Origin of the sequence: Paenibacillus sp. PSB04 (assembly GCF_025809195.1) — a bacterium.
Lineage (GTDB): Bacteria > Bacillota > Bacilli > Paenibacillales > Paenibacillaceae > Paenibacillus_AQ > Paenibacillus_AQ favisporus.
Genome location: NZ_CP081301.1, coordinates 2,958,510 through 2,984,179 on the forward strand (window position 1 = coordinate 2,958,510; position 25,670 = coordinate 2,984,179).

The 25,670-nt window shown below is 53.8% G+C and carries 22 protein-coding genes; 17 read left to right on the forward strand and 5 right to left on the reverse strand.

The window, feature by feature from the left end; translation table 11 throughout:
* Positions 1-9 precede the first annotated feature (9 nt).
* The 9 genes from K2F33_RS13680 (at position 10) to K2F33_RS13720 (ending at position 9,254) form a co-directional block, all read left to right on the forward strand.
* The gene (locus K2F33_RS13680) at positions 10-270 is read left to right on the forward strand and encodes a DUF6171 family protein (RefSeq protein WP_263881998.1); all 261 of its coding nucleotides are present in this window, start codon (positions 10-12) and stop codon (positions 268-270) included.
* A 38-nt stretch (positions 271-308) separates the two neighbouring features.
* Positions 309-1,271 carry a glycoside hydrolase family 43 protein gene (locus K2F33_RS13685; protein WP_263881999.1) on the forward strand — a complete coding sequence of 321 codons (963 nt, stop codon included), beginning with the start codon at positions 309-311 and terminating at the stop codon, positions 1,269-1,271.
* Between the two features lie 372 nt (positions 1,272-1,643).
* A complete protein-coding gene (locus K2F33_RS13690; RefSeq protein WP_240913402.1) occupies positions 1,644-2,072 on the forward strand; it encodes a MarR family winged helix-turn-helix transcriptional regulator in 429 nt (142 codons plus the stop codon).
* A gap of 158 nt (positions 2,073-2,230) precedes the next feature.
* Positions 2,231-3,868 carry an MFS transporter gene (locus K2F33_RS13695; protein WP_076173564.1) on the forward strand — a complete coding sequence of 546 codons (1,638 nt, stop codon included), beginning with the start codon at positions 2,231-2,233 and terminating at the stop codon, positions 3,866-3,868.
* 41 nt (positions 3,869-3,909) lie between these two features.
* Complete coding sequence (locus tag K2F33_RS13700; RefSeq protein WP_076173565.1) at positions 3,910-4,542, forward strand: HlyD family secretion protein; 633 nt, start codon at positions 3,910-3,912, stop codon at positions 4,540-4,542.
* 339 nt (positions 4,543-4,881) lie between these two features.
* The gene (locus tag K2F33_RS13705; protein ID WP_076173566.1) at positions 4,882-5,463 is read left to right on the forward strand and encodes an SLOG family protein; all 582 of its coding nucleotides are present in this window, start codon (positions 4,882-4,884) and stop codon (positions 5,461-5,463) included.
* A 65-nt stretch (positions 5,464-5,528) separates the two neighbouring features.
* Positions 5,529-6,515 (forward strand): Gfo/Idh/MocA family protein, encoded by a 987-nt coding sequence (locus tag K2F33_RS13710; protein ID WP_263882000.1) that lies wholly within the window; start codon positions 5,529-5,531, stop codon positions 6,513-6,515.
* Positions 6,509-7,039 carry a hypothetical protein gene (locus tag K2F33_RS13715; protein ID WP_263882001.1) on the forward strand — a complete coding sequence of 177 codons (531 nt, stop codon included), beginning with the start codon at positions 6,509-6,511 and terminating at the stop codon, positions 7,037-7,039. Before K2F33_RS13710 ends, K2F33_RS13715 begins: the two co-directional genes overlap by 7 nt.
* A 289-nt stretch (positions 7,040-7,328) precedes the next feature.
* Positions 7,329-9,254 (forward strand): PAS domain S-box protein, encoded by a 1,926-nt coding sequence (locus K2F33_RS13720; protein WP_263882002.1) that lies wholly within the window; start codon positions 7,329-7,331, stop codon positions 9,252-9,254.
* A 106-nt stretch (positions 9,255-9,360) separates the two neighbouring features.
* Here the strand turns inward: K2F33_RS13720 and K2F33_RS13725 are convergent, their stop codons facing one another.
* A complete protein-coding gene (locus tag K2F33_RS13725) occupies positions 9,361-10,806 on the reverse strand; it encodes an esterase-like activity of phytase family protein (RefSeq protein ID WP_263882003.1) in 1,446 nt (481 codons plus the stop codon).
* Between the two features lie 244 nt (positions 10,807-11,050).
* Between K2F33_RS13725 and K2F33_RS13730 the strand changes: the two genes are divergently transcribed.
* From K2F33_RS13730 to K2F33_RS13745, 4 genes are all read left to right on the forward strand, one after another.
* Entirely contained in the window at positions 11,051-11,644 is a 594-nt protein-coding gene (locus K2F33_RS13730) for a nitroreductase family protein (RefSeq protein WP_152398799.1), read from the forward strand.
* Between the two features lie 503 nt (positions 11,645-12,147).
* Positions 12,148-15,012, forward strand: a complete 2,865-nt coding sequence (locus tag K2F33_RS13735; RefSeq protein WP_263882004.1) for a glycoside hydrolase family 78 protein — start codon at positions 12,148-12,150, stop codon at positions 15,010-15,012.
* Between the two features lie 300 nt (positions 15,013-15,312).
* Positions 15,313-16,329: a TIR domain-containing protein gene (locus K2F33_RS13740; RefSeq protein ID WP_076173574.1), complete on the forward strand. Its 1,017-nt coding sequence runs from the start codon at positions 15,313-15,315 to the stop codon at positions 16,327-16,329.
* On the forward strand, positions 16,326-16,496 hold the full coding sequence (locus K2F33_RS13745; RefSeq protein WP_167372905.1) for a hypothetical protein: 171 nt from the start codon (positions 16,326-16,328) through the stop codon (positions 16,494-16,496). The genes K2F33_RS13740 and K2F33_RS13745 overlap by 4 nt, the downstream gene beginning before the upstream one ends.
* Before the next feature lie 134 nt (positions 16,497-16,630).
* On the opposite strand, the gene K2F33_RS13750 is transcribed toward K2F33_RS13745, so the two are convergent.
* Together K2F33_RS13750 and K2F33_RS13755 are read right to left on the reverse strand one after the other, a co-directional pair.
* Complete coding sequence (locus K2F33_RS13750) at positions 16,631-17,539, reverse strand: RCC1 domain-containing protein (protein ID WP_263882005.1); 909 nt, start codon at positions 17,537-17,539, stop codon at positions 16,631-16,633.
* Positions 17,540-17,563: 24 nt separating this feature from the next.
* The gene (locus K2F33_RS13755) at positions 17,564-18,247 is read right to left on the reverse strand and encodes a DUF6273 domain-containing protein (RefSeq protein WP_263882006.1); all 684 of its coding nucleotides are present in this window, start codon (positions 18,245-18,247) and stop codon (positions 17,564-17,566) included.
* Positions 18,248-18,429: 182 nt separating this feature from the next.
* Here K2F33_RS13755 and K2F33_RS13760 point away from each other — a divergent pair, with 182 nt between their 5' ends.
* The 3 genes from K2F33_RS13760 (at position 18,430) to hflX (ending at position 22,901) form a co-directional block, all read left to right on the forward strand.
* On the forward strand, positions 18,430-19,221 hold the full coding sequence (locus K2F33_RS13760) for a TatD family hydrolase (RefSeq protein WP_076173577.1): 792 nt from the start codon (positions 18,430-18,432) through the stop codon (positions 19,219-19,221).
* 301 nt (positions 19,222-19,522) lie between these two features.
* Positions 19,523-21,121 carry a sensor domain-containing diguanylate cyclase gene (locus K2F33_RS13765; RefSeq protein WP_263882007.1) on the forward strand — a complete coding sequence of 533 codons (1,599 nt, stop codon included), beginning with the start codon at positions 19,523-19,525 and terminating at the stop codon, positions 21,119-21,121.
* A gap of 508 nt (positions 21,122-21,629) precedes the next feature.
* The gene (gene hflX, locus K2F33_RS13770) at positions 21,630-22,901 is read left to right on the forward strand and encodes a GTPase HflX (RefSeq protein WP_263882008.1); all 1,272 of its coding nucleotides are present in this window, start codon (positions 21,630-21,632) and stop codon (positions 22,899-22,901) included.
* Between the two features lie 86 nt (positions 22,902-22,987).
* On the opposite strand, the gene K2F33_RS13775 is transcribed toward hflX, so the two are convergent.
* Complete coding sequence (locus K2F33_RS13775; RefSeq protein WP_143811887.1) at positions 22,988-23,212, reverse strand: hypothetical protein; 225 nt, start codon at positions 23,210-23,212, stop codon at positions 22,988-22,990.
* 14 nt (positions 23,213-23,226) lie between these two features.
* Between K2F33_RS13775 and K2F33_RS13780 the strand changes: the two genes are divergently transcribed.
* Positions 23,227-23,616 (forward strand): YmaF family protein, encoded by a 390-nt coding sequence (locus tag K2F33_RS13780; RefSeq protein ID WP_076173580.1) that lies wholly within the window; start codon positions 23,227-23,229, stop codon positions 23,614-23,616.
* Positions 23,617-23,625: 9 nt separating this feature from the next.
* Here K2F33_RS13780 and K2F33_RS13785 read toward each other — a convergent pair whose 3' ends face one another.
* Positions 23,626-25,359 (reverse strand): PQQ-dependent sugar dehydrogenase, encoded by a 1,734-nt coding sequence (locus tag K2F33_RS13785; RefSeq protein WP_263882009.1) that lies wholly within the window; start codon positions 25,357-25,359, stop codon positions 23,626-23,628.
* Between the last annotated feature and the right edge of the window lie 311 nt (positions 25,360-25,670).

Sequence of the window (25,670 nt, forward strand, 5' to 3'; positions counted from 1 at the left end):
TGAATTGTCATGGATCGTCAGGAAGGCTGCAAAGGGTGCAGCGAGAGCGTCCAGGTATCGCCGGAAAAACTGCAGCGGCTCGTAGAGATCGCGACCCGCGGCAGGGAGACGGCATCCGAAGAGGTATACCGCCAGCGGATCGGGCAGTGCGAACAGTGTCCGGGGCTTCAATACGGAACGACCTGCCAATACTGCGGCTGTCTCGTTGAGGTGAAGACCCGGCTGCTGGAATCCGCCTGTCCTTATCCTTTTGCCCCGAAATGGAACTGATTTTGGCATGAAGACCTAGACATAAAGGAGAGCCTGATATGGAGAGAAACGAAACTTACAACAACCCGGTCGTGGAGCAGCGCGCCGATCCATGGGTTTACAAGCATACGGATGGTTATTATTATTTCACGGCTTCTGTGCCGGAGTACGACCGGATCGAAATCCGCCGTTCCAAGACTTTGCAGGGTTTGGGTGAAGCCGAACCGGTTGTGGCATGGCGCAAATACGAGACCGGACCGCTCAGCGCGAACATCTGGGCGCCGGAGATTCATTTTAATCACGGAAAATGGTACATCTACTTTGCGGCGGCGCGGACGACCGAGACCAATGACGGATTGTTCGACCACCGGATGTATGTCCTGGAGAACGACTCGGCCAATCCGCTGGAAGGAACCTGGACGGAGAAGGGAAAGATCCGCACCCAGTGGGAGTCCTTTGCGCTGGACGCGACCACTTTTGAGCATAACGGAGTGCTGTACTATGTTTGGGCCCAGAAAGACCCGGACATCGAGGGCAATTCAAATCTGTACATTTCGGAAATGAGCAATCCTTGGACGCTGCAGGGCAAACAGGTTATGATCTCGACCCCGGAGTTTCCGTGGGAAGTAATCGGCTTTAAAGTCAACGAAGGGGCGGCCGTACTGAAGCGGAACGGACGCATCTTCATCAGCTATTCGGCCAGCGCCACCGACCACAATTACTGCATGGGCCTGCTGTATGCCGACGAATCGGCGGATCTGCTCGATCCGGCCTCCTGGGTGAAGTCGCCGGAGCCGGTATTCGCCACCAACGAGGAGAACGGGCAGTATGGGCCGGGACATAACAGCTTCACGGTATCCGAGGACGGGGAGGACGTCATCGTTTATCATGCCCGGAATTATAAAGAAATTATCGGCGATCCGCTGTACGATCCGAACCGGCATACGCGGATGCAGGTGTTCGGCTGGAATGAGGACGGGACGCCGAATTTCGGGGTGCCGGTGAAGGACGGAGAACGGTAATTTGCCGGGAATAAAATCGAAAGAGTCTGCAGCTTGGCTGCAGGCTCTTTTAAGTTTTTAAGTTGAATTAACGAAAACGATGCAAGCAAGGGAGAAAAATAATTCCGAAGAAGCGAAGCGGTCACATTTGGCTTTCGGATTTCTACCATGCAATGGTTCAATCCAATCAAGAAATCCGAAAACAAGAGTGATCGTAGGGACATTTTACGTACTTGCACTATCATCCATCTCGACTTTTTAACTTAGTAACATGATGAATGTACTCGATTGACGTTCTTTCTATTTACCCAGGCCCTCCGGATGCAAAGTCCCTTCGCACAGTGGTATGATATATTTATGAGAGCGGTTTAGCGAGAGAAGAGGGGGAGGAAGTTGAACAAAGATCGACTGGATATGATCGAGTACCAGATCGCCCTGCTGGTCCGGCTGACGACGGCGCTCAGCCCCAGATTCGGGAACCTGGACCGGTCGGAATATCTCCTGCTCAGCGAGCTGGAGCACGCGGGCCCGCTGGCGATCAACGTGCTGGCAGAGCATCTGCTGCTGAACCTGTCCACGGCCAGCAGGCAAATCGCCGTGCTGGAATCCAAAGATTACGTCAAGCGGTATCCGGACACGAACAATGGCCGAATCAGCCTCATTGAGATTACACCCGGCGGGCTGGATATTCTCCACAAAGTCCAGAAAGCCAGACATGATGCGTACGCGGACATCCTCAAGGAATGGAACGGTGATGGGCTGCAGCACTTGGAGGACAGCCTGACCCGGCTTAACCGGGATTTGAAACAACGGCATAAGTAGATCAGGAAAAAGCTGTGGATTTATCCAATAGCTTTTTCTCGCTGCCTGCGAAAATCCCGTTGCCAGCTGATCTGCATATGTTGTATAATACAACTTGCTATTTACAAGTTGTTCTGCATACGGACGTAATCATATACAAGACGAAAGGAGGAATCCGGATGAGTCAACTCATTAGCACTCCGATGTCGGAGAAAGAAAGGGTGGCCGTTCCGCAGTATTTGATCATATCGCTGCTGACGATTTTTGCGATCGGGCCCCAATACTTCAGCAATCTGGCTTATACCATCAACCAAGTGATAATTCAGAACGGACTGGATATGAGCTCGAATGATCTGCAGCTGCCGTCCACGCTGTCGAACCTGGCTTTCGCGCTCGGAGTACCGTTTGGACCGGTGCTGGCCCGCAGATTCGGCCTCAAGGCGCACTATCTGACGATGGTGTTTATTTTTTTGTGCGGCTCGTTGATTAACGCAGTGTCCACTGATGTGGCCGCCTTGACGATCGGGAAGGTGATCCAGGGCCTCAGCGCCGGTACGCTGTTTCTGGCGATTTTGCCGGTGAGCCTCCGTTCATTTCCGAACAAGATCCGCAATACATTTCTGTTTATGGTCATTACGGGCCTGTTTGGGGCAAGTGCCGTCGGAGCCTATTTCGGAGCCGTCTCCCTCAGCCTGGACGCCTGGCGCTGGCTGTACGTGCTGAACGTCGTCTCCGCCGTCCTCTGTCTGGCCGTTGGCTATTACGGCCTCCCGAAGTCGGAGGAGCATCACGGCGAGCACGAGCCATTGGATAAAACGGGAGTGTTTTTGTTTGTATTGACCATGATTTCGCTGGTGATTCCGCTGTGCAATTTAATGCAAAAGGGGTTCACTTCGTATGAGGTGTGGCCGTTTTTGTCCGTCGCCGTCATATTGGCGGTTCTGTTCGTCATCGTCGACCTCAGGGCCAAGACGCCGCTCGTGCCATTCCGTACGCTGAAGGCGCCCAAGCCGATTTCGGGCACGATCATGGCGATCGCGTCCCATGCGGTGCTCATCTTTGCGATTGCGGGAATCACCGGCTTTTTGAAAAATAACGTCAGCTTGTCGCCAAGTTATTTGTCCCATTTTTTCCTGTGGTTCTTCGTCGGCATTCTGATCACGGCTATTTTGAAAACCCTGCTGTACGACCGGCTCGGCGCCGGCGTCCTGGGTTTTATCGGATCGCTGGCCATTATTTATGTCTGCCTCAGCTGGCGAAACCTGGTGCCAACCGTAACGCTGCCTAAGCTTTACTTCCAGGCCGCCTGCCTTGGCGGCGGCGTCAGCATGGCTCTGGTCAGCGGAGCGCTCGGCACGGCCCTCGCGGGGGATATTCACAAAGCCTCGATGCGCTCCACGACGCTGCATACGATGCGAAATATCGTCGGCGCGGTGCTGTCTCCGCTGCTGGGCTGGTATTTGAGCCGGCAGAACACCGTGAATTACGAGCAGATCCGTTCCCATCTGGGCGAGTTTGATGCCGAAACGAAGCTGGAGCTGGCACAGATGACCCGGAAGCTGATGGGATCGGGAATGACGGCGGCCCAGGCGCAGAGCACGGCTTCCTATGAGCTGATTGCTAATACGAAGCGGGCGGCCATCCTAGGAGCGTACCATCACTTGTTTACGATGATGCTGGTTCTTGCAGTCATTATATTGCTGGCGTCGATCGGAAAAATCGTGACAGGCAAAGGCCTTTCGCTGGTGCAAAAGCCGAAAAAGCCGCTTGCCCTGCCGGGTCCCAAGGAAAGAGTAACAGCGGATTCCCATTCTTAAGATAAATTCAGAATAGAACGATATGGAGGAGAACAGGCAAGATGAACATTCGTTTAATCATCGGAAATGTTGTGGGCGTGCTGGTCGTGTTTATACTGATCGCAGCCGGCGCCTATGTTTATTACCAAAATGAAAATTACATCAAAACAAGCGACGCGGTCGTGTCCGCGGACATGATGCCCGTCGTATCCACTTACAGCGGTGTGCTGACCGACTGGCATGTCAAGACCGGATCGAACGTGACGGACAAGGACGTCGTAGGCACCGTATCCGACGGAACGAAGGCCGTACCGGTCAGCACCCGGATGAACGGTAAAATCATCAAGAGCGATGCGCGGAAGAACGAGCTGGTTCAGGCGGGACAGGTGCTCGCACAGGAAGCCGACTTGGATCATATGTACATCATCGCCAATATTAAGGAGAAGGACCTGAAGGACCTGAAGGTCGGCCAAAGCGTCGATATTAACGTGGACGGAGATTCGGGCAAAACGTTCAGCGGAACGGTCGACGAAATCGGCTATGCAACGACCTCGGTATTCTCGGTGCTTCCGCAGCAAAGCTCAACCGGCAGCTACACCAAGGTCACCCAGAAGGTGCCTGTCAAAATTTCGATCAACCAGCCTTCGGATAAAGTGCTTCCCGGCATGAACGCCGAAGTGAAAATTTCGTTGTAATCTATATAAGTTGAAACATTGAAATGGATGATGGGGCAAGTACGTAAAATGTCCCTGCGATCGCTCTTGTTTTCGGATTTCTTGATTTTATTGAACCTACGGTTTAACTTATATATATTTCTGTAAAGGGGTACCTCCCCGCCACGATGGATTGGCGGCGGGTGCCTTTTTTGGCTGTCCCCTGCCGCTATCACTTCAACAAGGGAAGAGCGGCACCGAGCACAATCTGAATTTGCGGTGGAAGCCGCAAGGCAAAACAAGGTATGATAGAAGGAATGAATTACTCGCGGATCATCTGTTGAGGAAGAGGCATTCCAACTAAGTTAAGGTGTTGATGGTATGAAAAATTGTCTGGTCACCGGATACCGGGCGCATGAGCTGAACATCTTTGGGCAGAAGCATCCGGGCATTCCGTATATTAAGCAGGCGATTACGGCCAAGCTGATTCCGCTCCTTGAAGAGGGACTGGAGTGGGTTATCACCCCGGGGCAGTACGGCGTGGACCTGTGGGGCATCGAGGCGGCTATTGCGCTGAAAGAGCAGTATCCAGAGCTCAAATGCTCGATCATTTCGGCCTTTGCCAGCCCGGAAGAGAAGTGGAAGGAAGACAAGCAGGAGTATTACCGGCAAATTCTCAGAGAGATCGACTATTACGGCGTCGTCAGCAACCAGCCCTACAGCGGCCCGTGGCAGTTTGCAGCCAGGGATGATCTGCTGTTCCGGAAGACGGACGGCATCGTGCTCGTATATGACGAGGATGCAGGCGAGGGCACCGGCAAATTTTATAAGGAGAGAGCCTTGAAGAAGCAGCAGGAAGAGGGCTATGAGTATATTAACATCAGCTCTGAAGATATTCAGTCCATGGTGGGCGAGGCCGCTCATGACATGGATTCCGAAGTGGACAGCTTCTTTGGGGAATGAGACAATATAGTCATCGTGAGTATTCACAAAGACAGAACTGACAAGTTAGGAGAGGAAGCGAGAAGATGATACGATTCGGGGTAATCGGAACCAACTGGATTACGGAGCGGTTTCTGCAGGCTGCCGCGGAGAATGACCAGTTTCAGCTTGCCGCAGTATATTCCCGGACCCTGGAAAAGGGAGAGGCTTTTGCCGCAGAGCACGGATCTCCGCGGGTGTTCACGGATCTCGAGGCAATGCTGTCGGACGGGGTTGTAGACGCGGTCTACACCGCCAGCCCGAACTCTTTTCACGCGGACCAGGCGATCCTGTGCATGAACCACGGCAAGCATGTGCTGTGCGAGAAGCCGATGGCTTCGAACAGCTTGGAACTGAAGCGGATGATCGAGGCGGCCCGCAGCAATGACGTGCTGCTCATGGAAGCGATGAAGTCCACGCTGATGCCGAATTTTAGAATCATGAAGGACAACCTGTACAAAATCGGCCAGATCCGGCGGTATTTTGCCAGCTACTGTCAATATTCCTCGCGCTATGACGCCTTTAAGGAGGGGACGGTGCTCAACGCCTTCAATCCCGAGTTTTCCAACGGTTCACTCATGGACTTGGGCATATACTGCATCTATCCGATGGTTTCGCTCTTTGGCCGGCCTGAATACGTGAAGGCGACAGGTATCATGTTGTCATCAGGCGTGGATGGGGAAGGCAGCATGGTGCTGCGCTATCCGGAGATGGACGCGGTCATCATGTATTCGAAAATATCCGACTCCTTCCTGCCTGCCGAGATTCAGGGTGAGAACGGAACGATGGTCATCGACCGGATCAACCAGCCTTATGAAGTGAAAATCCAGTACAGGGACGGCACGGTCGAGGACCTCACGCAGCTGCAGACCCATGAATCGATGTACTATGAGCTGGACGAGTTTATCCGGCTGATCGAACGCGGCAAACGCGACAGCAAGATCAATTCTTTGGAGAGCTCCCTCATCGTGGCTGAAATTATGGAGGATGCGAGACGCCAGATCGGTCTCAAATATGCGGCAGACGTATGGTGATGTTCGATCCGAGCATTTTCGACAACCTGAAGGTGGCAGTGGAGAACCTGGTCTACGACCTGGACAACCTGGACGGTGCGGTTCGCGTCACCGGCCGCGACGACCGGATGGAAATGTCGGTCATGTCGAGGGAATTTGCGATTCGGTTCGTGCGCAGCGGGAACGAAGCGGTGACCGCAGAGATCGGCCTTGCCGCCTCGCTGGCCGATTTGGCCGCGGAGCTGCTGGAGCAGAAGGAGGCACAGCCAGGGTGCACGATCCGAATCCGCTTTTATATGGAAGTCGGTCCGCAGGGCGAGGAATGTGCTGTCATCCAGAGCCTGCTGGAACAGCGGTGGCCGGAGCAGTCGGTATCCCAGACGCTCAGCTGGCGCTATGGCGATGAGACAAAACGCTTGTCGAATACGGCGGAAATCCGGTTTGCCCGGAAAATCGGCGAGGAACAGATGGAGGATCTGCCGGGGCTGCTGGAGCATGTCGTCCGGACCCTTGACGAACTGACCGCGCTGCTGAAATCCGAATAAACGCAAGGAAGCCTGCAGATCTGCAGGTTTTTTCTTTCTGCCGATTTATCATTACGTTCGCTATAGCATTGCCTTCCGGCAAAGGTTGGAACTATAAATTTCGCCACATTTCTGTCATAATTATCGTCAAAGAGGTTTCAAAATCGTCAATTTTGTTTATATCTCTTTATAAGCATGCTTATGCTTATTTTGGTTTGTCAGGGGTCGGACTACAGTTCCTTTAAGATATAAACGCGATGGAGAGAAAAATACAAAAACCAGGCTGTACTACCATGGCAGGAGGCGCAAAATGAACAGAGTACAGAATGAAGAGGAGTATTCTTATTTACAGCATGTGTACCAAAATGCTCCTTTTGGTGTTGCCGTGATTACCGTCCGGGGAGAATGGGTTCAAGCAAACCCGGCGCTCACCCGCATTCTGGGATATTCCTGGGAGGAACTTCAGCAACAGCGTTTTGAAAGATTGATTTACCGCGAAGATCTGGAAACCAATTTGAGCCAGGTGAAGAAGCTTATTCAAAATTATCCAGAGCAGACTTCCGTCGAAATCGAAGGCCGCTACATCCGGAAAGATGAGAGAACCGTGTGGGCGGCCGTGCATATTTCTATTATGCCGGACGCGGAGGGAAATCCCGAACATTACATAGTCGTTTTGAACGATATTTCCCATACGAAGGCTGCCGAGCAGAAGCTGCAGGAAACCGTCGAGCGGTATACCTCCCTAAAAAGATATAACCACGACGCGATCATTTCACTCGATTTAAATGGAAATATTTTGAATGCCAATACCCGAGCCGAGCAGATGACCGGCTGCAAGGTCAGCGAGATGGCGGGCAGGAGCATTGCGCGCTTTATCGGGGAGCGGAACCTGCAGCGGGTGTTGAAGGAAGCGCTGAACAACCCGACCGTAGAGCAGGATATCAAGACGCTCCGGCATAAGGACGGCCACATGGTGGAGGTCATCACGACGCTGGCACCCATCATCATCAACAACAAAAATGTGGGCTTCTATATCATTGCCAAGGATTTCACCGAGCAGCGGCAGCTCATTATGGCCAAGGAGCTGGCGGAAAGTACGAATAAAGCGAAAAGCGAATTTCTGGCGATGATGAGCCATGAGATCCGGACGCCGATGAATGGTGTCATCGGAATGACGGATTTGCTGGAGACGACGACGGACCTCGACGATGAGCAGAAGGAATATATCGAAATTATCCGCAAGAGCGGTGAAACGCTGCTGGCCATCATCAACGATATTCTGGATTTTTCCAAGGTGGAAGCCGGTATGACGGAACTGCAGGAGGATATGTTCGATCTGAAGCAGTGCATCCAGGAAACGTTCGATATGGTGTCCGCCAAGGCGAGCGCCAAACAGCTGGAGATGTCCTTTACTGTTGAGGACGACATTCCGGAGATGCTCTTCGGGGATCCCAAGCGGATCAAGCAGGTTCTGATGAACCTCGTGGGCAACGCGGTGAAGTTTACGCTTCATGGAGGGATTACGGTCAACGTCCGGAAGGTGTTCGAGGAGGACGAGCTGATTGATCTGGAATTCAAGGTATCGGATACGGGCATTGGCATTCCGGATAACAAGCTGGAAGCGATCTTCGAACCGTTCTCCCAGGTGGACAATTTCATGACCCGCAATTATGAAGGAACCGGGCTGGGGCTGGCCATCAGCAAGAAGCTCGTGAACGTCATGGGCGGCCATATATGGGTAGAGAAAAAGGAAGGACCCGGAACGACCTTTGTGTTTACGGTCCTTCTCAAGAATCGACAGGAGCCTGAGCATGCCAATAGCTGCGAACAAAAGGAAACATCCGATACCGATCCGCTCAACATTTTGATTGCGGAGGACAATGAGATCAACCAGATCGTGCTGCGCAAAATGCTGGAGAAGCAGGGCCATGCGGTGACCGTCGTCACCAACGGCCACGATGTGCTGCGCGCGGCCGAAAACACGACGTATGACATCATCTTCATGGACGTCCAGATGCCTGGCATGAACGGTCTGGAGACGACCCGCAAGCTTCGGGCGATCCTGCCGAAGGACAGCTGCCCGATGATCGTGGCGGTCACGGCCAACGCGCTGAAGGAGGACCGGGATATTTGCCTCGGGGCAGGGATGGACGAATACATCAGCAAGCCCGTCAAAAGCCAGCCTGTTCTTGCTGTATTGGAGCAGGTCAAGCGAAAGGTTGGCAGCCGGCGGTAACGGCAGGGCGAAGATTGACCGCCAATTCCCAAACGGGTTTTCGCGGAACCCAAAAAGACCGGCCACGGAGGAAGTCTCCATGGCCGGTCTTTTATGGATTTGCGCCTTATTTTAAATCGTAGGGAAGCTCGAAGGTCCACAGGTCCGTACCGTTTTCCTTGGCATCCGGATTGGTGACGCCAAAGTCATTGTCGTTCACGATGACCAGCGTATGTCCGTTCACGAGCGAGATGCCTTCGATTTTCTCGTTCGGATAGTTGAATTCCACCGCATCGAGCACAGTCCGCTTGAGCGGCGTCATAATGCCGGCTTGGCGAAGCTCGGCCGGGCTCATCTGCTCCAGCGTTTTGCCGCTGGGTCCCGCCTCGTCATACTTGCCGAGAATGTTGGTTGCATCGGTCAGGTTGATGGCATAAATCCGTTTGAGCTGGGCGGCATCGCCGGCATTTTTGTCGCGTTCGTCGATCAGCAGGGTGTTCTCATCGATGACGTTAAGATCAGAAATGACGATATCGGATTGCTTCAGGTCCTTGAACTGGCCAGCGTCTTCAGTAAGATAGGCGTATTCGGCCACCGGCTTGAGAGTGGCCAGGTCGATCTTCAAAATGCGGAGCGCCCGGGAATTATCGACGCTCTTGTCGGGATTCCGCAGCGGGCTCTGCATCGCCATGAACATCCACTTCCCGTCCGGCGTAATTCCGACCGCTTCTGCACCGCGATTCTGGCGGCGGTCCAAATAAACCGCAGGCAGCGTATCCTTCAGCGGCAGCGCTGCCGTGTTCAGCTCGGAGCTGATCCCTTGGGGCGCCAGGCGCTGCACCAGCGTACCGTCGCGTTTTACTTGTACAAGGTAAGGGCCGTACTCGTCGGAGATCCAGAATGTATCGTCTTGTGGATTGTAGGCAAGCCCTTCGACATCAAGTCCATAAGGATCGTAAGAGATGACTTTCTGGGCAGTTGTCTCATAAGGGACCTCGTCCCGGGATTTTAGGTTCGGCAGTCCTGTAATCTTGCTGCTGCCCGTCACGGGATCGGTTCCGTTGATTTTGAGCGGAATGGTCTCAAGGACGGCGATTTTCCCTTGATCCAGCTGGATTTTATAGATGGACGGCGTATAGTTCGGCAGCGGGAACGTCCGGCGGGTCTCGCCGTTTACGTCGATTTCCCCGTTCGGGCCGCGGTCAGCCGTCGTATAGAAGACGTTATCCGGGTCGCCCGGGATATGTGCCAGCGAGGAGCCGATGCCAAATTTGATGCCCTCCGCCAGATCCGCATGATCCAACGTGTACTTACCGGTCAGCTTGGGCTTGTCCGTAAAAGAAGCCGTTTGGCGAACTTCGTCCCAGTCGACATACTTGCCGAGCAGGTTGCCGATGTCGCGGATCGGAAAATACAGGTGATCCTGCTGCTCAACGGCAGGGACGGACGGTGTAAACGACTGTCCATTAACGGAATACTTCACATCGGCCGGTGCTGCCGATGCGCTCTGAAGCAGGGCTGTGCCCCCCACGGACAAGGCCGCGAGGGAGGAAACGAACCATTTTTTTGTCATAGTGATGAACCCCTTCCCGAAGGATATGTATAAACAGCTTGTCTGCTTCAGTGTACGCTTGCAGTGTTAACGCATCATTATCGGAACGTCACCGCAGGGTAAAAGGCGGGATCATCCATCTTGACGCTGCCTTGGAGTTGGAGAAGCCCGGTGGAATCGCCGGGTTAGAAATCGCGGTCCGTTTTTTGCTACAATAGTACACAGGACTTGAATAAGCATTCTTAAAGAGAGTGGGGAATGAGATATGAACGTTTCGGAAGCGATCCGCTCCAGACGGAGCATCGGGAAAGTGACGCAGGAGGAAGTGCCTGCCGCTTCCATTGAACAAATCCTGGAGGCGGGCACCTGGGCGCCGAACCACCGGATGACCGAGCCATGGCGCTTCTTCGTCCTTCGCGGGGAAGGACGGGAATTGCTCGGCAACGCATTGGCGGAAGTCGCTGTGGAGCAGGCGGGCGGACCAGGATCCCCGGAAGCCGAAGCGGCGGCGGAATCGGCCCGGCAGAAGCCGATGCGCGCTCCGGTTGTCATCGCGGTGGCGGTCACGCCGAAGGATCACCCCAAGGTGATTGAACTGGAGGAGTACGGAGCGGTGTTCGCGGCGATCCAGAATATGCTGCTGGAAGCGCATGCCCTGGGCCTCGGAGCGATCTGGAGAACCGGCGAGCCGACATACCACGCCAAGATGAACGAGCATTTCGGTCTTGGCCCGAACGACAAGGTACTCGGCTTTATTTATCTGGGCGTTCCGGCAGAAGGACAGGCGCCTCAAGGAAAACGCACGCCTTACCAGGACTTGACCGTCTGGGTGGACCGGGCGGATGCATTAAAGAAATAGAGGGTGGCTGAATAACCCGGCTGCTCTAGTGGGGAAGAAGAGCCTGCGCGGCAAGCGCGGGCTTTTTTTCGTGAAACGGGAAGATGACCCGTCAGGGGGAGCCTATTTCATAAAATGCGGTTGGATAGACGCCAAACATCATTCGTTCGTCCACCTTTCTAAATCAACATAGCATTGCTCGATGGAGCAGCTTTTCAGTATATGTTCAGGGGTTAATTGATGGGGATCCCACATCGCCTTGCCTTCGATTTGTAACCATAACGAAGCTTCTCTCAGAATGGAAAAAAATTCGTCCAATTTGCCCTCCGTTATATTCCTGATTTCTAGCCTCAAATCTTCCTCCTCCTCACCATCAATAACATAACCGTAAATTCAAGGCGTACAGCTACAATGCTGTGTTTTCCATTCTACACCGAGTGACTGAATTCCTTGAGTTGAATTTCACCGCTTTACTTGACAACAGGGCGGTGATTGTACAAAGCTAAGGGCAGAGAGGAGGCTTAATGATGGATAAGCATTGGAAGGCGATGTGGATTTGGGGAGAGGGAGAGCCGAGCCCCCGGAATGAATGGAGATGCTTCCGCAAGACCTTTGCCTATGAGGGGGACCGGGGACGGCCCGTATCGCTCAGCATCACCGCGGACTCGCGCTACGTCCTTTTTGTAAACGGTTACCTGGCCGGCAGGGGAACGACGCGCTCCTGGCCGAAGGAGCAGATGTATGATACATACAGCATCGGGCACCTGCTGCGTCCGGGGGCGGACAATACGATTGCGGTGCTTGTCCTTCATTTTGGACTGGCCAACTTCTATTATCTCGCCGGGCGCGGAGGACTGATCGCCCAGGTGGAGTATGGGGACGAGGTGATCGCCGCCACGGACCGGACCTGGAGAACGGCCAAGCTGGCGGCCCAGGACAGCACTTCCCCGCGGATGTCTTGTCAGCAGGGATTTGCTGAAGTGTACGACGCCAGGCTGTGGGATGAGGCATGGAACCAGCCGGGATACGATGACGCCTCCTGGAGTGCCGCGTTGGAAATTGGCCCGGCAGGCACGCAGCCGTGGACACGGCTCATTCCAAGGGACATCCCGTTCCTGACGGAGGAGAAGAAGTACCCGTCCAAGGTGATGTCTTTGGCCCGCGTCAAGGCACCAAGGTTCACGGCCGCCATCGACCTGCGGAACCAGATGGTGAAGGACAGCATCACACACGCCAATCCGGTGGGCTTTACCGGCCTCTTGGCTGCGGTACTGGTCATGGAAGAGGACGGCGAAGTAGCCATCGGCTTTCCGACCGGCACGCGGGCCGACGATCTGTACGTCGACGGCATCCGCTGCACCCCGACGCATGTGGATCAGCCGGAAACATACTACACGCTGACCTTGGGCAGCGGGAGTCATCTGCTGCTGATGGACATTACGTCCGGCGACCATGGCTCGGTGTTCCACATCGGAGTGGACAGCGAGGCGGCGTTTACGCTGCGGGCTCCACTTCACGCGGCACGAAATGAGGAGGGCAATCCGTTTACGGCCGTCGGCCCTTTCGATGCGGTTGAGTATATCGATTACAAGGACGGCCGGGAGCTCCACAGGGACGATCCGGACTATTTACGGCTGAAGACGATCCGGACCGAGCAGGAGCTTCGGGGCTATGAACGCTGGATGCAGCCCGTGTCGAGACAGCTGTATTCGGCCGTGGATGTATTCGGGGCCAGCGTGTGGCGGACGCTGAGCGAAAAACACCGGGTGCCGCAGGAGCTGCAGTTTGCGGTGCTGCCGACGCAGAACTTCGCACAGCTCGAGGCGTTCCCCGATGGTGACTGCGAGATCGTGATTGATCTGGGCAAGGAGCGTTCCGGTTTTATCGGCTTCGAACTGGACGCGCCGGAAGGCACGGTCATTGATGCGTACGGGGTCGAATACATCAAGGACGATTACCGGCAGCATACGTACGGCCTCGAAAATACGTTCCGTTATATATGCCGGTCCGGCCGCCAGTCCTACCTGTCGCCCGTCCGCCGCGGCTTCCGGTACTTGATTCTGACCATCCGCGAACAGCGTGGTCCGGTGAAGCTTCACGAAGTATACATCCGTCAGAGCACGTATCCCGCCGCCGAGATCGGCGCGTTCCGCTGCTCGGACGCCCGGCTGAACGATATTTGGGACATCAGCCGTCACACGACCCGGCTGTGCATGGAAGACACGTTCATCGACTGCCCTTCCTATGAGCAGGTGTTCTGGGTCGGGGACAGCCGCAATGAGGCGCTCGTCAATTATTATGTGTTCGGCGTGACCGACATCGTCAAACGCTGCCTGCGGTTGGTTCCGGGATCGGCAGACATGACGCCGCTGTATTTGAACCAGGTGCCGAGCGCCTGGAACAGCGTGATCCCGAACTGGACCTTCTTCTGGGCCATCGCCTGCCGCGAATTTATTTCCCATACGAACGACACGGCGTTTGCGGCGGAAATCTGGCCGGCGGTTCAGCTGACCATGGAGGCCTACCTGGAACATCTGAACGGGGACGGACTGCTGGAGATGAAGGGCTGGAACTTCCTGGACTGGGCCCCGATCGATCAGCCGCGCGAAGGCATCGTGACCCATCAGAACCTGTTCTTGGCCAAGGCGCTGCGCGATGCGGCAGCCATTGCGGCCGCGGCCGGGCAGAAAGGGACCGCCGCCGCATATGAGGAAGCATCCGGTCGGCTGACGGAAGCCATTAACCGGCATCTGTGGTCCGATGAACGCCACGCCTATCTGGACTGCATCCATGCGGACGGCCGCCGTTCCGATACCTTCAGCATGCAGACCCAGGTGGTCGCCTACCTGTGCGGGGCCGCTTCCGGCGGCAGAAAAACGCTGATGGAAGCCTATTTGAAGTTTCCTCCCGCGGATTTCGTGCAGATTGGCAGCCCGTTCATGTCCTTCTTCTATTACGAGGCGCTGGAGGAAGCCGGCCAGTTCGAGCTGCTGCTCGCCGACATTCGGGCCCATTACGGGCAGATGATCGATAACGACGCCACCACCTGCTGGGAGATGTACCCGAACTTCAGCGAAAACCGGGCCAATCCGAACCAGCTTACCCGGAGCCATTGCCATGCCTGGTCCGCCGCCCCGGGATATTTTCTGGGCGAATGCATTCTCGGCGTAAAACGGCTGGAGGACGGATGGAGCAAGGTGGCGGTCGCTCCCCAGCCGTGCGGACTAAGCTGGGCCAGTGGGACCGTTCCGCTGCCGGCCGGCGGCGAAATCCGCGTCCGCTGGAACGTTTCGGACAACCGGATGACGCTGCGCGTGGAGTCTCCGGCCGATGTGGAGGTCGAGGTGCGTTTTCCGGAAGGAATGCAGGGTGAAGTTGAGCTGGTATAGCGAAAAAGGATATCATTCAAGCGTTTATGGTGGAGACGTACCTTATACGGCAGATGCTGTCTGTGAGGCAGGTCGTCCGTTCCCGGTAATTGGCTTGTACACGAAGGCTGCGGTTCAGCAGGGCTGTCCGCAGTCCTTTACTTTTTGTAACCTTTTTATATAGACAAGTTCTGTCAGGCATACATAGCAAACTTTGAAATCATGGGCGGACTTTCGTAAGCGCGAAAAGTAACAGTCATTGAATCTACCATGCTATGATATACTGATAATAGGTAGATTATGGATGTTCTGGAGGGAGTTATGGACAAACCTTTCGTTTTCATCGGCTCATCCAGGGAAGCCATTCCGATCGTGAATGCGGTGCAGGAGGAACTGGAGCACTACGCGGTCGTGACTCCTTGGCATAGAGGAGTGTTTCACGCCAACCGTTATACGATGGAGGACTTGGAAGCCCAGATCCAGGGTAGCGATTTTGCGGTTTTTGTGTTCCACCCTGATGACGTGACGCTCGTGCGGGGTAAGTTATATTATACAGCCAGAGATAATACGGTGTTTGAGATGGGCTTGTTTTGGAGTAAACTGGGGAGAGAACGGGTATTTTTTCTCGTTCCGTCGCATATTCCTGAGCAGGAGGATGAGGAGGAGGAACGGATTGAAGGCTTTAAGACGCCTTCGGATCTGTTCGGCATGACCACGCTCACCTATCAGATGAACCCGCGCAACTGGAATGCGGCCGTGGGCGTCTCGTGCAGTAAAATCGGCAGCATGATCGAGCATTGGGGCAGCAAACAGAGCGATCCTTACGATCTGCTCCGTGAATCCGAAGAGGAGAGGGACAGGCTGCTGAAGATTATCGGCTTTTTTGAGGAATTGAATCATAAGCCTGCACTCGATACGGATATTTACAACCGGATCTGCCGGGCGCTGCGGCTGTCGTTTATTTCCACGCCGTATACGGTCAGCGGCACAGCACTTTTCAAAGCCGGGGACCGTACAATAAAGCAGGTCGGCAGCGACGGGGTTGGCGAAATCGGCTATGAATATTCCTTGGATGCCAATGTCAACCTGAGACCGGGAGAAGAACCGATCCATGTGGTGGACGTTCACGCCAGCGGAAATGTGACATTTAGTCAACGAAATCGCAAATCGGTTGTGAAGGAATATATCTTGTGTTATCCTTTAGCGAGAAGATACGTGTTCACGGTCCACCTGAGAGGTTCCGTCCAGGTCACGGAGCAGATTTTTGAGGAGATATGTTATCTCAATAAAGCGTTACTGGATTCAATTCATGATTTATTAGGAGGGGAATCGTCATGAGTCAACGACACAGACCCACATTTCGCAAATATGGTCTTAGGAGTCCGGCGATCCTGCCTCTGAGCGGGCTGAAGAAAGTGGTAGCCCCGTCCGTTGACGGCCCAGACGAAACGTATACCGTTCTCTTTGAGAAGAAGGCGGAATACGGCAAACCCGTATACAAATAATGACGCTAGACCGCACTCCGTCAGGATGCGGTCTTTTTATATGATCGGGCGGTGTCAACCCGCCTGATTCAATGTCGCATACCCCTTGCCTAATTCGAAGTCCAGCTCATGTTTTCGTGTGGAATGTCAAGTTATTATATTGATAACGAAGTGCCGGGCAGTAGGATGCCGCGCCAGCCGCTGACATCGCACTGGCCATATTCGTTGTGACCCACAGCCACCACCGTGCCATCCGATTTCAGGCCGACGGTATGCGTACATCCCGCCGCGACGGCCACCATATCGCGCCAGCCGCTGACATCGCACTGGCCATATTCGTTGTGACCCACAGCCGTCACCGTGCCGTCCGATTTGAGGCCGACGGTATGATAACTGCCCGCCGCAATCGCCACCATTCCGCTCCAGCCGCTTACATCGCATTGACCATGCTTATTCAGACCCACAGCCGCCACCGCACCATCCGAGTGAAGCCCGACGGTATGAAGGTAACCTGCGGCTGTTGCGACCATGCCGCTCCAGCTGCTAACATTGCATTGGCCATACCGATGATTACCTACAGCCGTTACCGTGCCGTCCCATTGAAGGCCCACGGTATGCCAGTCACCCGCTGCGACCGCAGCTATATCACGCCAGCCGCCGACGTTGCATTGGCCTTCATGGTTTCGGCCCACGGCTACTACGGTGCCATCCGATCGCAGGCCGACGGTACGGCGCCAGCCTGCCGCAACCGCTGCAATATCGCGCCAACCGTCTACGCTGCATTGGCCATGCTTATTCCAACCCGCCGCGACCACCGTACCGTCCGACTTCAGACCGACGGTATGAGCATTGCCTGTGTTCGCCGCCATATGAACATTACCGGCCGCAACCGCCACCAGATCACGCCAGCCGCTTACATCACATTGGCCGTATTTATTATCGCCCGCAGTTGTTACCGTGCCGTCAGATTTTAGACCAACGGTATGACGAGGACCCGCCGCTATAGTTTGCCTAGGCCACTGTTTCACCTTTAACGCCGCTTCCTTCGATGTCATGCCATCCATGTCTGCCTCCCTTAAAAACAAGACTCAGGAAAGATTTATTTTTATAGCAGGACGTACGCCATATCCGCTTATGCTGTTATTCCCATAGCTGCGAATACTGCAGCCTGTCCCTACAAAATACGCGCGTGAAGGCTTGTTACCTTGGGTTCGCAGCCACCACCAGGAGCAGCCGGTTTCTTCGCCGTCCCTCAGGATATAGTTGTCTTTGTTCGATTTGTCATATACATATAAGCGGCATCCATCGGGCTTGTTCGTCTTGGCAAAATCGGTTCCAACCGCACGCCTCACATCCTTGCCGTGAACCCCGGATAACTTCTCTAGCTCGGCAGCGCTAAGCAGAAAAACCTTGTCCTCTGTGTCCGGGCAGCCTTCTCCGTTGTCCGTGCAAGGTGTCGTCTTAATGAACTCCTTTTCGGCGTCACTAAACGCGGCGTTATAGAATTCATCATTCAGCCACTCGCGCAAATCGCAGTCCTGCCAAGTTATTTCCGTGCATTCGCGCCATTTCAGATCCGCGTTCTTGCCGTGATACCTCCTGCAGTCCAAAATATACTCGCTCAAAACAAACAGCTCGCTTCCTGAATGATGAAGAACACGCCATTGTATCGCCAGTTCTTGACCGTCTGCAGACTGCGGATACTTGCCGAACATAATGAATTCGCCGGGCTTTAAGTTCCGGTGCGTAAAAGCTAAATGATCCTTTTCCATGAAGTTTTCCTCCTCCGTTTTTCAATTCAACTTCGATCATATAACATTCATGCAAGATTTCATTTGAAATGCCAGGAATCCTTGTGCAGAGGATCGTTGTCCCCTATAATATTGGTGCCGTACTTTATGGTTTGACTTTAAGGTAGATGCCTTAAGATAGATAACGAAAGGATTTGGCAGCCATGACTTTACCGATCATTGATATCGGCGTTAACCTGATGAATTCATCGTTCGACCGGGACCGGGAGGAGGTGTTGGCCCGGGCCGCTGAAGCGGGCGTAGAGCAGCTGATCATAACCGGAACGTCTGTGGAGAGCAGCGAGGAGGCGGCGCACTACGCAAAGTCGTATCCTGGCAGGCTGTTCTCGACGGCAGGCGTTCATCCGCATGACGCCAAGGACTGCGGACCGGATACGGCGGAGCGGCTGCGGCGGCTGGCCGGGCTGCCTGAGGTGGTGGCGATCGGCGAATGCGGGCTGGACTACAACCGGGATTTTTCCCCGCGCGACGTGCAGCGCCGCTGGTTTGAGGAGCAGCTGCGTCTGGCGGAAGAGCTGGACATGCCGCTGTTTCTGCATGAAAGGGACGCGAATGCCGATTTTGCCGCGATGCTGAAAGACCACCCGGCATTGATTCGGCGCGCGGTTGTGCATTGTTTTACGGGCAGCGCAGAAGAGCTGTACACCTACCTTGAGATGGGGCTGCACATCGGCATCACCGGCTGGATTTGCGACGAGCGGCGGGGCGGGCATTTGCGTGAGCTCGTCCGGGACATTCCGCTGGACCGCCTGATGATCGAGACCGATGCGCCTTATCTGACACCGCGTGATCTGCGGCCGAAGCCGAAGGGCGGACGGAACGAGCCCGCTTTCCTGGCGCACATTCTCGGGGTCATCGCCGACTGCAGGGGGGAAGAGCCTGCGGCGCTGGCTGCGGCTACGGTAAGGACGACCCGGCGCTTTTTCGGAATTTAAGACGCGGCATAACGCCGCTCCTAACGCTGGACATCCCAGGACAGCCGCAGCGGGCAGCCGACAAGGCTGCCCTTTTTTAAGAGATAAGAAAGTATAAGTTTCGGAGCTTCTGCTTCCTGATCTCGTAAGAAAAACTTCCTCTAGACGCGGTCTGTCTTCTTCGAAAGTACGTCGATAGACGTTTTTCTTATTACAGCAGATGGCACAACACGCTATAGATGCACTTCCGGCGTTCATGTATAATGTAAAGCGTCACGATGCGACATCTTTTTCTATTTTTAGACTCAAGGTGGATATAACGTTGAAATATTTGATCCAAAAAGGTTTTACGCTCCGGTTTACGATCAGCCTGCTTGTCATTATTGCGATCCTGCTTACGATGCTGACCAGCATCACTTCAGCCGTTCAAGTCAACCGCGCCTCCTTAATTGGCAATTATCTTCAGAATAACGAGCAGTATGCCAAAAAGCTGGCTTCCAATACGAACGAGCTTCTCGTTACGATGCAGCAAAATATCAATGCGATTGCCAAAATATCCGGACGGAGCCAGGAGATGGACGCCCAGCTCTTTGACGATCTGTTTCAGGAGAATACGCAGTATTTTAACTCTATAGTCGTTGCGGACGCCGACCGCATCGTCCGGGCGCTCAGTCCGCATACGATCGGCATTGAAGTCGGGGATCAGCTGACCTCGGCCCAGAGCAAAATGGCGGTTTCCTTGAAAGCGCCTTTTATTTCGAACCCCTACCGGGCGACGACAGGGAGGTACATTATCCTCATTTCAGCACCAATCGTCGATGCATCCGGCGCTTATCAAGGGTTTGTCGGCGGAACCATTTATCTCGAAGATAAAAACGTGCTCAGCACGATGCTGAAGGAGCACTTTTTCGGCAACGGGTCTTACGTTTACGTAGTGGAAAAGAACGGGGCCATCATTTTTCATCCGGACAAGCAGCGAATCGGCAAATCGGTTATCAGCAATCCGGTCGTGAAGAACGTCCTGATGAAAAAAAGCGGGTCGCAGCGGGTGACGAATTCCGAAGGGGGCCAATTCTTTGCGGGTTACGCTTATGAACCGAGCAGCTCGTGGGGGATTATTTCCCAGACGCCGACGTCGGTCATTGACAAGCCGCTTCATGATTTGATCAAAAGGGTGCTTCTCGCCTCCCTTCCGTTCCTGCTGCTGATCCTCATTTTGGGATGGTGGGTGGCCAGCCGCATTGCCAAACCGCTCAATACGCTGGCTCAATTTTCCGACCAGGCCACGCTCGGCTCGGCACGCCCGCAGAACGTTCCCGACATTAAATCGGCTTATTATGAGGTCAGGCTGCTGTCGCAAAGCGTCAAAATCGCGTTCCAGCACTTGAATCAGGATTTGACCCAGCTTCGGAACGAGGCGGGCGTCGACGAGCTGACCGGGCTGGCCAACCGGAGGACGCTGGATACGGTGCTGCAGCAGTGGACTGAGTACCATGTGCCCTTTGCAGTCATCTTAATAGACATTGACCACTTCAAGGGAGTCAACGATACCTATGGGCATGTGCTCGGCGATCAGGTGCTGAAGCACTTGGCCCAGCTGATGCGAAACGTGTCCTTGGAAGGGGATTTGTGCTTCCGCTATGGGGGCGAGGAATTCGGGATTCTGGTGCAGCGCAGCGGGCCGAGGGAAGCCGGCGTAGTGGCCGAACGTTTAAGAAAAGAGATGGAGAGAACCGCGAACCCGATCGGAGTGCCGGTGACGATCTCGGCCGGCGTAGCGGCGTATCCCGAGCATGGACGCTCACCGCGCGATTTGATCCTGAAAGCGGACGAGGCGCTGTACCGCTCCAAGACGGGCGGGCGCAACCGCGTCACGCTGTCTGGGGAAGCGGAGGTTAAGCAGGTACGATCAGGAAGGTAGCGGCAAATCTTTTCATCTTTTTGGTAATTGGGAATTGTATCCGCCGCGCTGTTGTGTTAACATGAGGATACTTATAATGATCGGAGGGTTCGAATAAGATATGTACTACATCAAATTCCGTTTTTTCACTTTGTGCCGCTAACTGAATAGTGCTCAAAGGCTCTGCCCCTGTGCGGAGCGAACGGGATTGGTCTGCATATCTTATGGAACCCGATATATACGTGCCGAGTGTGCTCATTATTTGAGTTATGCCGGGTGTATGAGAGGGAGGGCGATCCGCCCTCTTTTTGCTGTCTTCAGGCAGCCGTAGGGCGTTCCTCATGCAATAACATAAAACCAGCCTGATTGGAGAATGCTTAGGACACCTTAAGCTTGACGGGCAGCTGTCATCGAGCAAGGGGGTTCTTCTTTTCCAGCGCTGATATATCCGTTCGCTTTAAACCACAGGGTACAGCCTGCGGTTTTTTCGTTTCATCGAACAATTTAAGCTAATCCGGAGGTAAAATATATGGAACCCATTCAACAAAAAGCGATACTGGTCGGCGTGAACCTGAACAATCAGCCCGATTTCGAATACTCCATGGAGGAGCTCGGCAATTTGGCCGAAGCCTGCGAGGTGGAGGTCGTTGGGCAGCTGACGCAAAATATGGAGCGCGTCAACAAATCCCATTACATCGGTACCGGGAAAGTTGAGGAACTGGGCGGCTTATTCCGGGGACTCGAGGCGAATCTGATCATTTTCAATGACGAGCTCTCGCCGTCGCAGCTCCGCAACCTGGAAGCGGATCTGGAGTGCAAGGTCATCGACCGGACGATTCTGATTTTGGACATTTTCGAAAAAAGGGCCAAAACGCGGGAAGCCCAGCTTCAAGTGGAGGTTGCTCAGCTGCAGTATATGCTGCCGCGCCTCGTTGGCCTGCGCGAGTCTCTCGGACGGCAGGGCGGCGGCGTCGGCATGCACAACCGCGGCTCAGGCGAAACGCGGCTGGAGCTGGACCGCCGCCGGATCGAGGAGAAGATCAGCGCCTTGAATAAGGAGCTGGAATCGCTGGTGTTTCAGCGGCAGACGCAGCGGAAGCAGCGGAAGAAAAACGAGCTTCCGGTCGTGTCGCTGGTCGGCTATACCAATGCGGGCAAATCGACAATCATGAATGCTATGCTGGAGGCCTATTCTGCGGCCGGACCGACCGGCGAGAAGGCGGTATTCGAGAAGGATATGCTGTTCGCCACGCTGGAAACGTCCGTGCGGAGCATACAGCTGGAGGATCATAAATCCTTTCTGCTCACCGACACGGTCGGGTTCGTCAGCAAGCTGCCCCATCATCTCGTCAAGGCGTTCCGGTCAACGCTGGAGGAAGTGTCCGAGGCGGACCTGCTCATCCATGTCGTGGATTACTCGAACCCGAAGTATGAGCAGCTGATCCGAATTACGGAGGACACGCTGAAGGACATCGGCGTTACGGACATTCCGACCATCTTTGCTTATAACAAATGCGATCTGGCGGGCGTGGACATTCCAGAGATCAAGGAGAAAAGCGTCTATCTGGCAGCCAAGCCGAGAATCGGGATGACCGAGCTGGTGGATCTGATCCGCAGCTCTGTGTTCAAGGATTACGTCACCTGCGAAATGCTGATCCCGTATGACCGGGGCCAGGTGGTTTCGTATTTGAACGAGCATGCCAGCATCCACGCGACCGAGTATGAAAATGAAGGTACACGGCTCTCGCTGGAATGCCGGCTTCAGGACTTTGAGAAATATCGCGAATACGTTATAGAATAATGCGGAATTAAACGTCTATCGACGTACGTTCGCCGGAGACCGAAAGCATTGGTTCAGCTCCGCTGAAAATTTATGAATTCTATCATCTACAAAAAACCTGCCGATTCACGACAATCTGGTGTCGTGACCGGCAGGTTTTTTGCTGCCCGTCCATCGGATGGATGACCGCCATGGCTGAACGTTTCAACCGTTTGTAAGATTTTTAACCATAAACCATATTTCTGCATAATGGAACAGGCTAACGCCATATGATTTCTGCGTATGATGAAGCCGATGTTTTTTTGCTTGATCAAACCGATAACTTGAATCATAGGAGGTTAGTCAATTGGAAATCCCAATCACAGGTTTGCTGTTTCATTCTGAAGGTTCCGGTTCTGAGCATCATCACAGCCTGCTTATTACATCGTGGGACGGAAGGCCGGTCCGGGTCCATGTTCATCCGATTTCAGGTGATACTTCGTTTGACGTGGGGCACTATCATCACTACGCCGGAACAACAGAACCTGCCCCCAGCGGCGTTCCCCATGTCCACCGTTATCATGTGGAAACATCTTTTAACGATCAGCATGTTCATTATATTCAAGGGACGACGGGACCGGCCATTCCTTTGCCGGGAGGCGGGCATTATCACGATTTTGCGGGTTATACCACGGTAAACGGCAGAATCCCGCACTCGCATCGGTACGGAGGCAGAACAGGGAACGAGGAGGATTAAGCCGATCCGCTATATTTTCACGATCTTCCACAGGCTCCCGGTTCCAGGCGTTGGGTTATGCTTACCCATCAGGCCAAAATCGACAAGGTACAGCTCATTTCCTTCGGCATTAAATTTGACATCAATAGGCCGGATCGGCCCTTGTTTCGTAGATTCGCCATGTGGATTGGTCAGAAAATTTGAAATTTGCCCGGTATCCAGGTTGACTGAAACCACTTTGAATCCGGGAAGTTCCTCGGTTTTTTCAAAACCGGATTCTCCAAACTGGGCGACAAACAGTTCCCCTGGACTGCCGAATTCAGCGTTCGTACAAACATCAAATTTCATGGAAGCGCTATGCGGCTGCAGACGGGCGAGCGGTTGGGCGGCAAGCGGAGGATGGTTACGGATAAGAAAGGTAGGCTTCGCTTGTTCCGCGGCATGAAAATGGGGGAGGGTTACGGGCAAACCGCTAAAAAACTCCGGAAATCCGTACCACCCCCCAGGGGTGACCTCCCAAATTTTATCCCAATCCAGCTTGATTTGCCGGCTTCCCCGCGGATCCGCGCCATGGTCCGTTACGATCAGTTTCCCGTTCATTGGGGAAAATCTTAAACCGAACGTATTCCGGAAGCCGTCTGCGACGATCTGTAGGTGGCTTCCGTCAGGATTACAGCGGTAGATGACCCCGTTAGCCAACAATCGGCCTTTGACGATATCACCCGATTTGCTCGGAACTCCAAAGGCATGGTATGCCCCCGTTACGGCTGCCCCTGGTTGATCGGATAGCGGATCCCGGGTAATAAAATTGGTGCCGATCAATTCCAGGTCTCTGGCCGGCACATCGTGAAATTGCGGGTGATGCTTCAGGATCAGCATATTATCCAGCCCTACAACAGCCGAATTCGTGGCGGTACCAACGGAAAAGTACAGTTTGCCGTCAGGGCCGAACAGAATGTCTCCGGTAAAATGGTCCCCGCATGTGCGCAGCCCGCTAACAATCGTTTGCCTAGTACCGTCCGGCGATACTCGAATAATTTCCCCGCATCCGTCTGACGGCTTTTCCCCTAAATTTCCTGCAGCCACATACAAATCCCCATGATGCCAGGCAATGCCTGTTACAGGACCTCCGAATCCTGAGGCGATTTCTGTAAAGGACCCATCCGATTCCAGGCGGAGCACGCGGCCCATTCCTGGCTCAGTCCCGTAAGCAAACCCGGCTTCGGCAACATAGACGGTTCCTTGCGGGTCAAATGTCATGACCGTGGGGAACGTTAGCCCCGTGGCGATCCGCGTCAGCCGGTACCCCTTTTCCAATATGTAATCAGGCTTTTGCGTTTCATGTTGGGGTTTGAAAAGCTGACCAAAGGTCTCCTTTAATGCTGTAAGTGTATTGACCTGCGCCAGCTGAGATTTCATCAAGTCTTCGATCCCTAGTCGATTCGAAGAAACCGGCAAAAAGTAATCGGGATAGCTGATGTACTCCTGTAACAATTCATACTCCCGCTGATAGAGTTCTTTAATACAGTCCAGAAGCGGATTATACCTTATATTCACCGTTGCAGAAGGACTGGATATCCCAAGTGAAGAAGAGATCTTCCTCAATGCATCCAATTGCTGTTCCTGCTTGTTCAGCAAATCGTTCAGCGGTGCTTTCAGTTTGGGAAATAGGTTATTCTCTTGAAGATGCCGGTACAGAAAATAATTGACCCATTCCCAGTGATACTGCTTTTGAACCATTCCCTGCGGTACATATTCGTTCATTGATATACTCCTCCCCGATCCTCCAAAAGGAAAGTGGTGTCCAGGATGTCGCTAGATGTCCAGACTAAGGCTTGTAATGTATATTCCATTCCGGATTTCAATAGAAGGGTCATGACTGAATGAAAAAATGGGTCATTTCCCGGAAAATAATTTGTCGGATGCAGCCCATTTGCAGCGGGCTCTCATCAAGGGCTAATGCTAAAAAACAGCGGGACTAGGACTGAGGATGCAGTCTTAGATTGCCGCTGTTTTCTATTTTCGGCAGGGGTAAACCATTGAACCGCAAAAAAACTCCCGTTAAACCGAGTTTG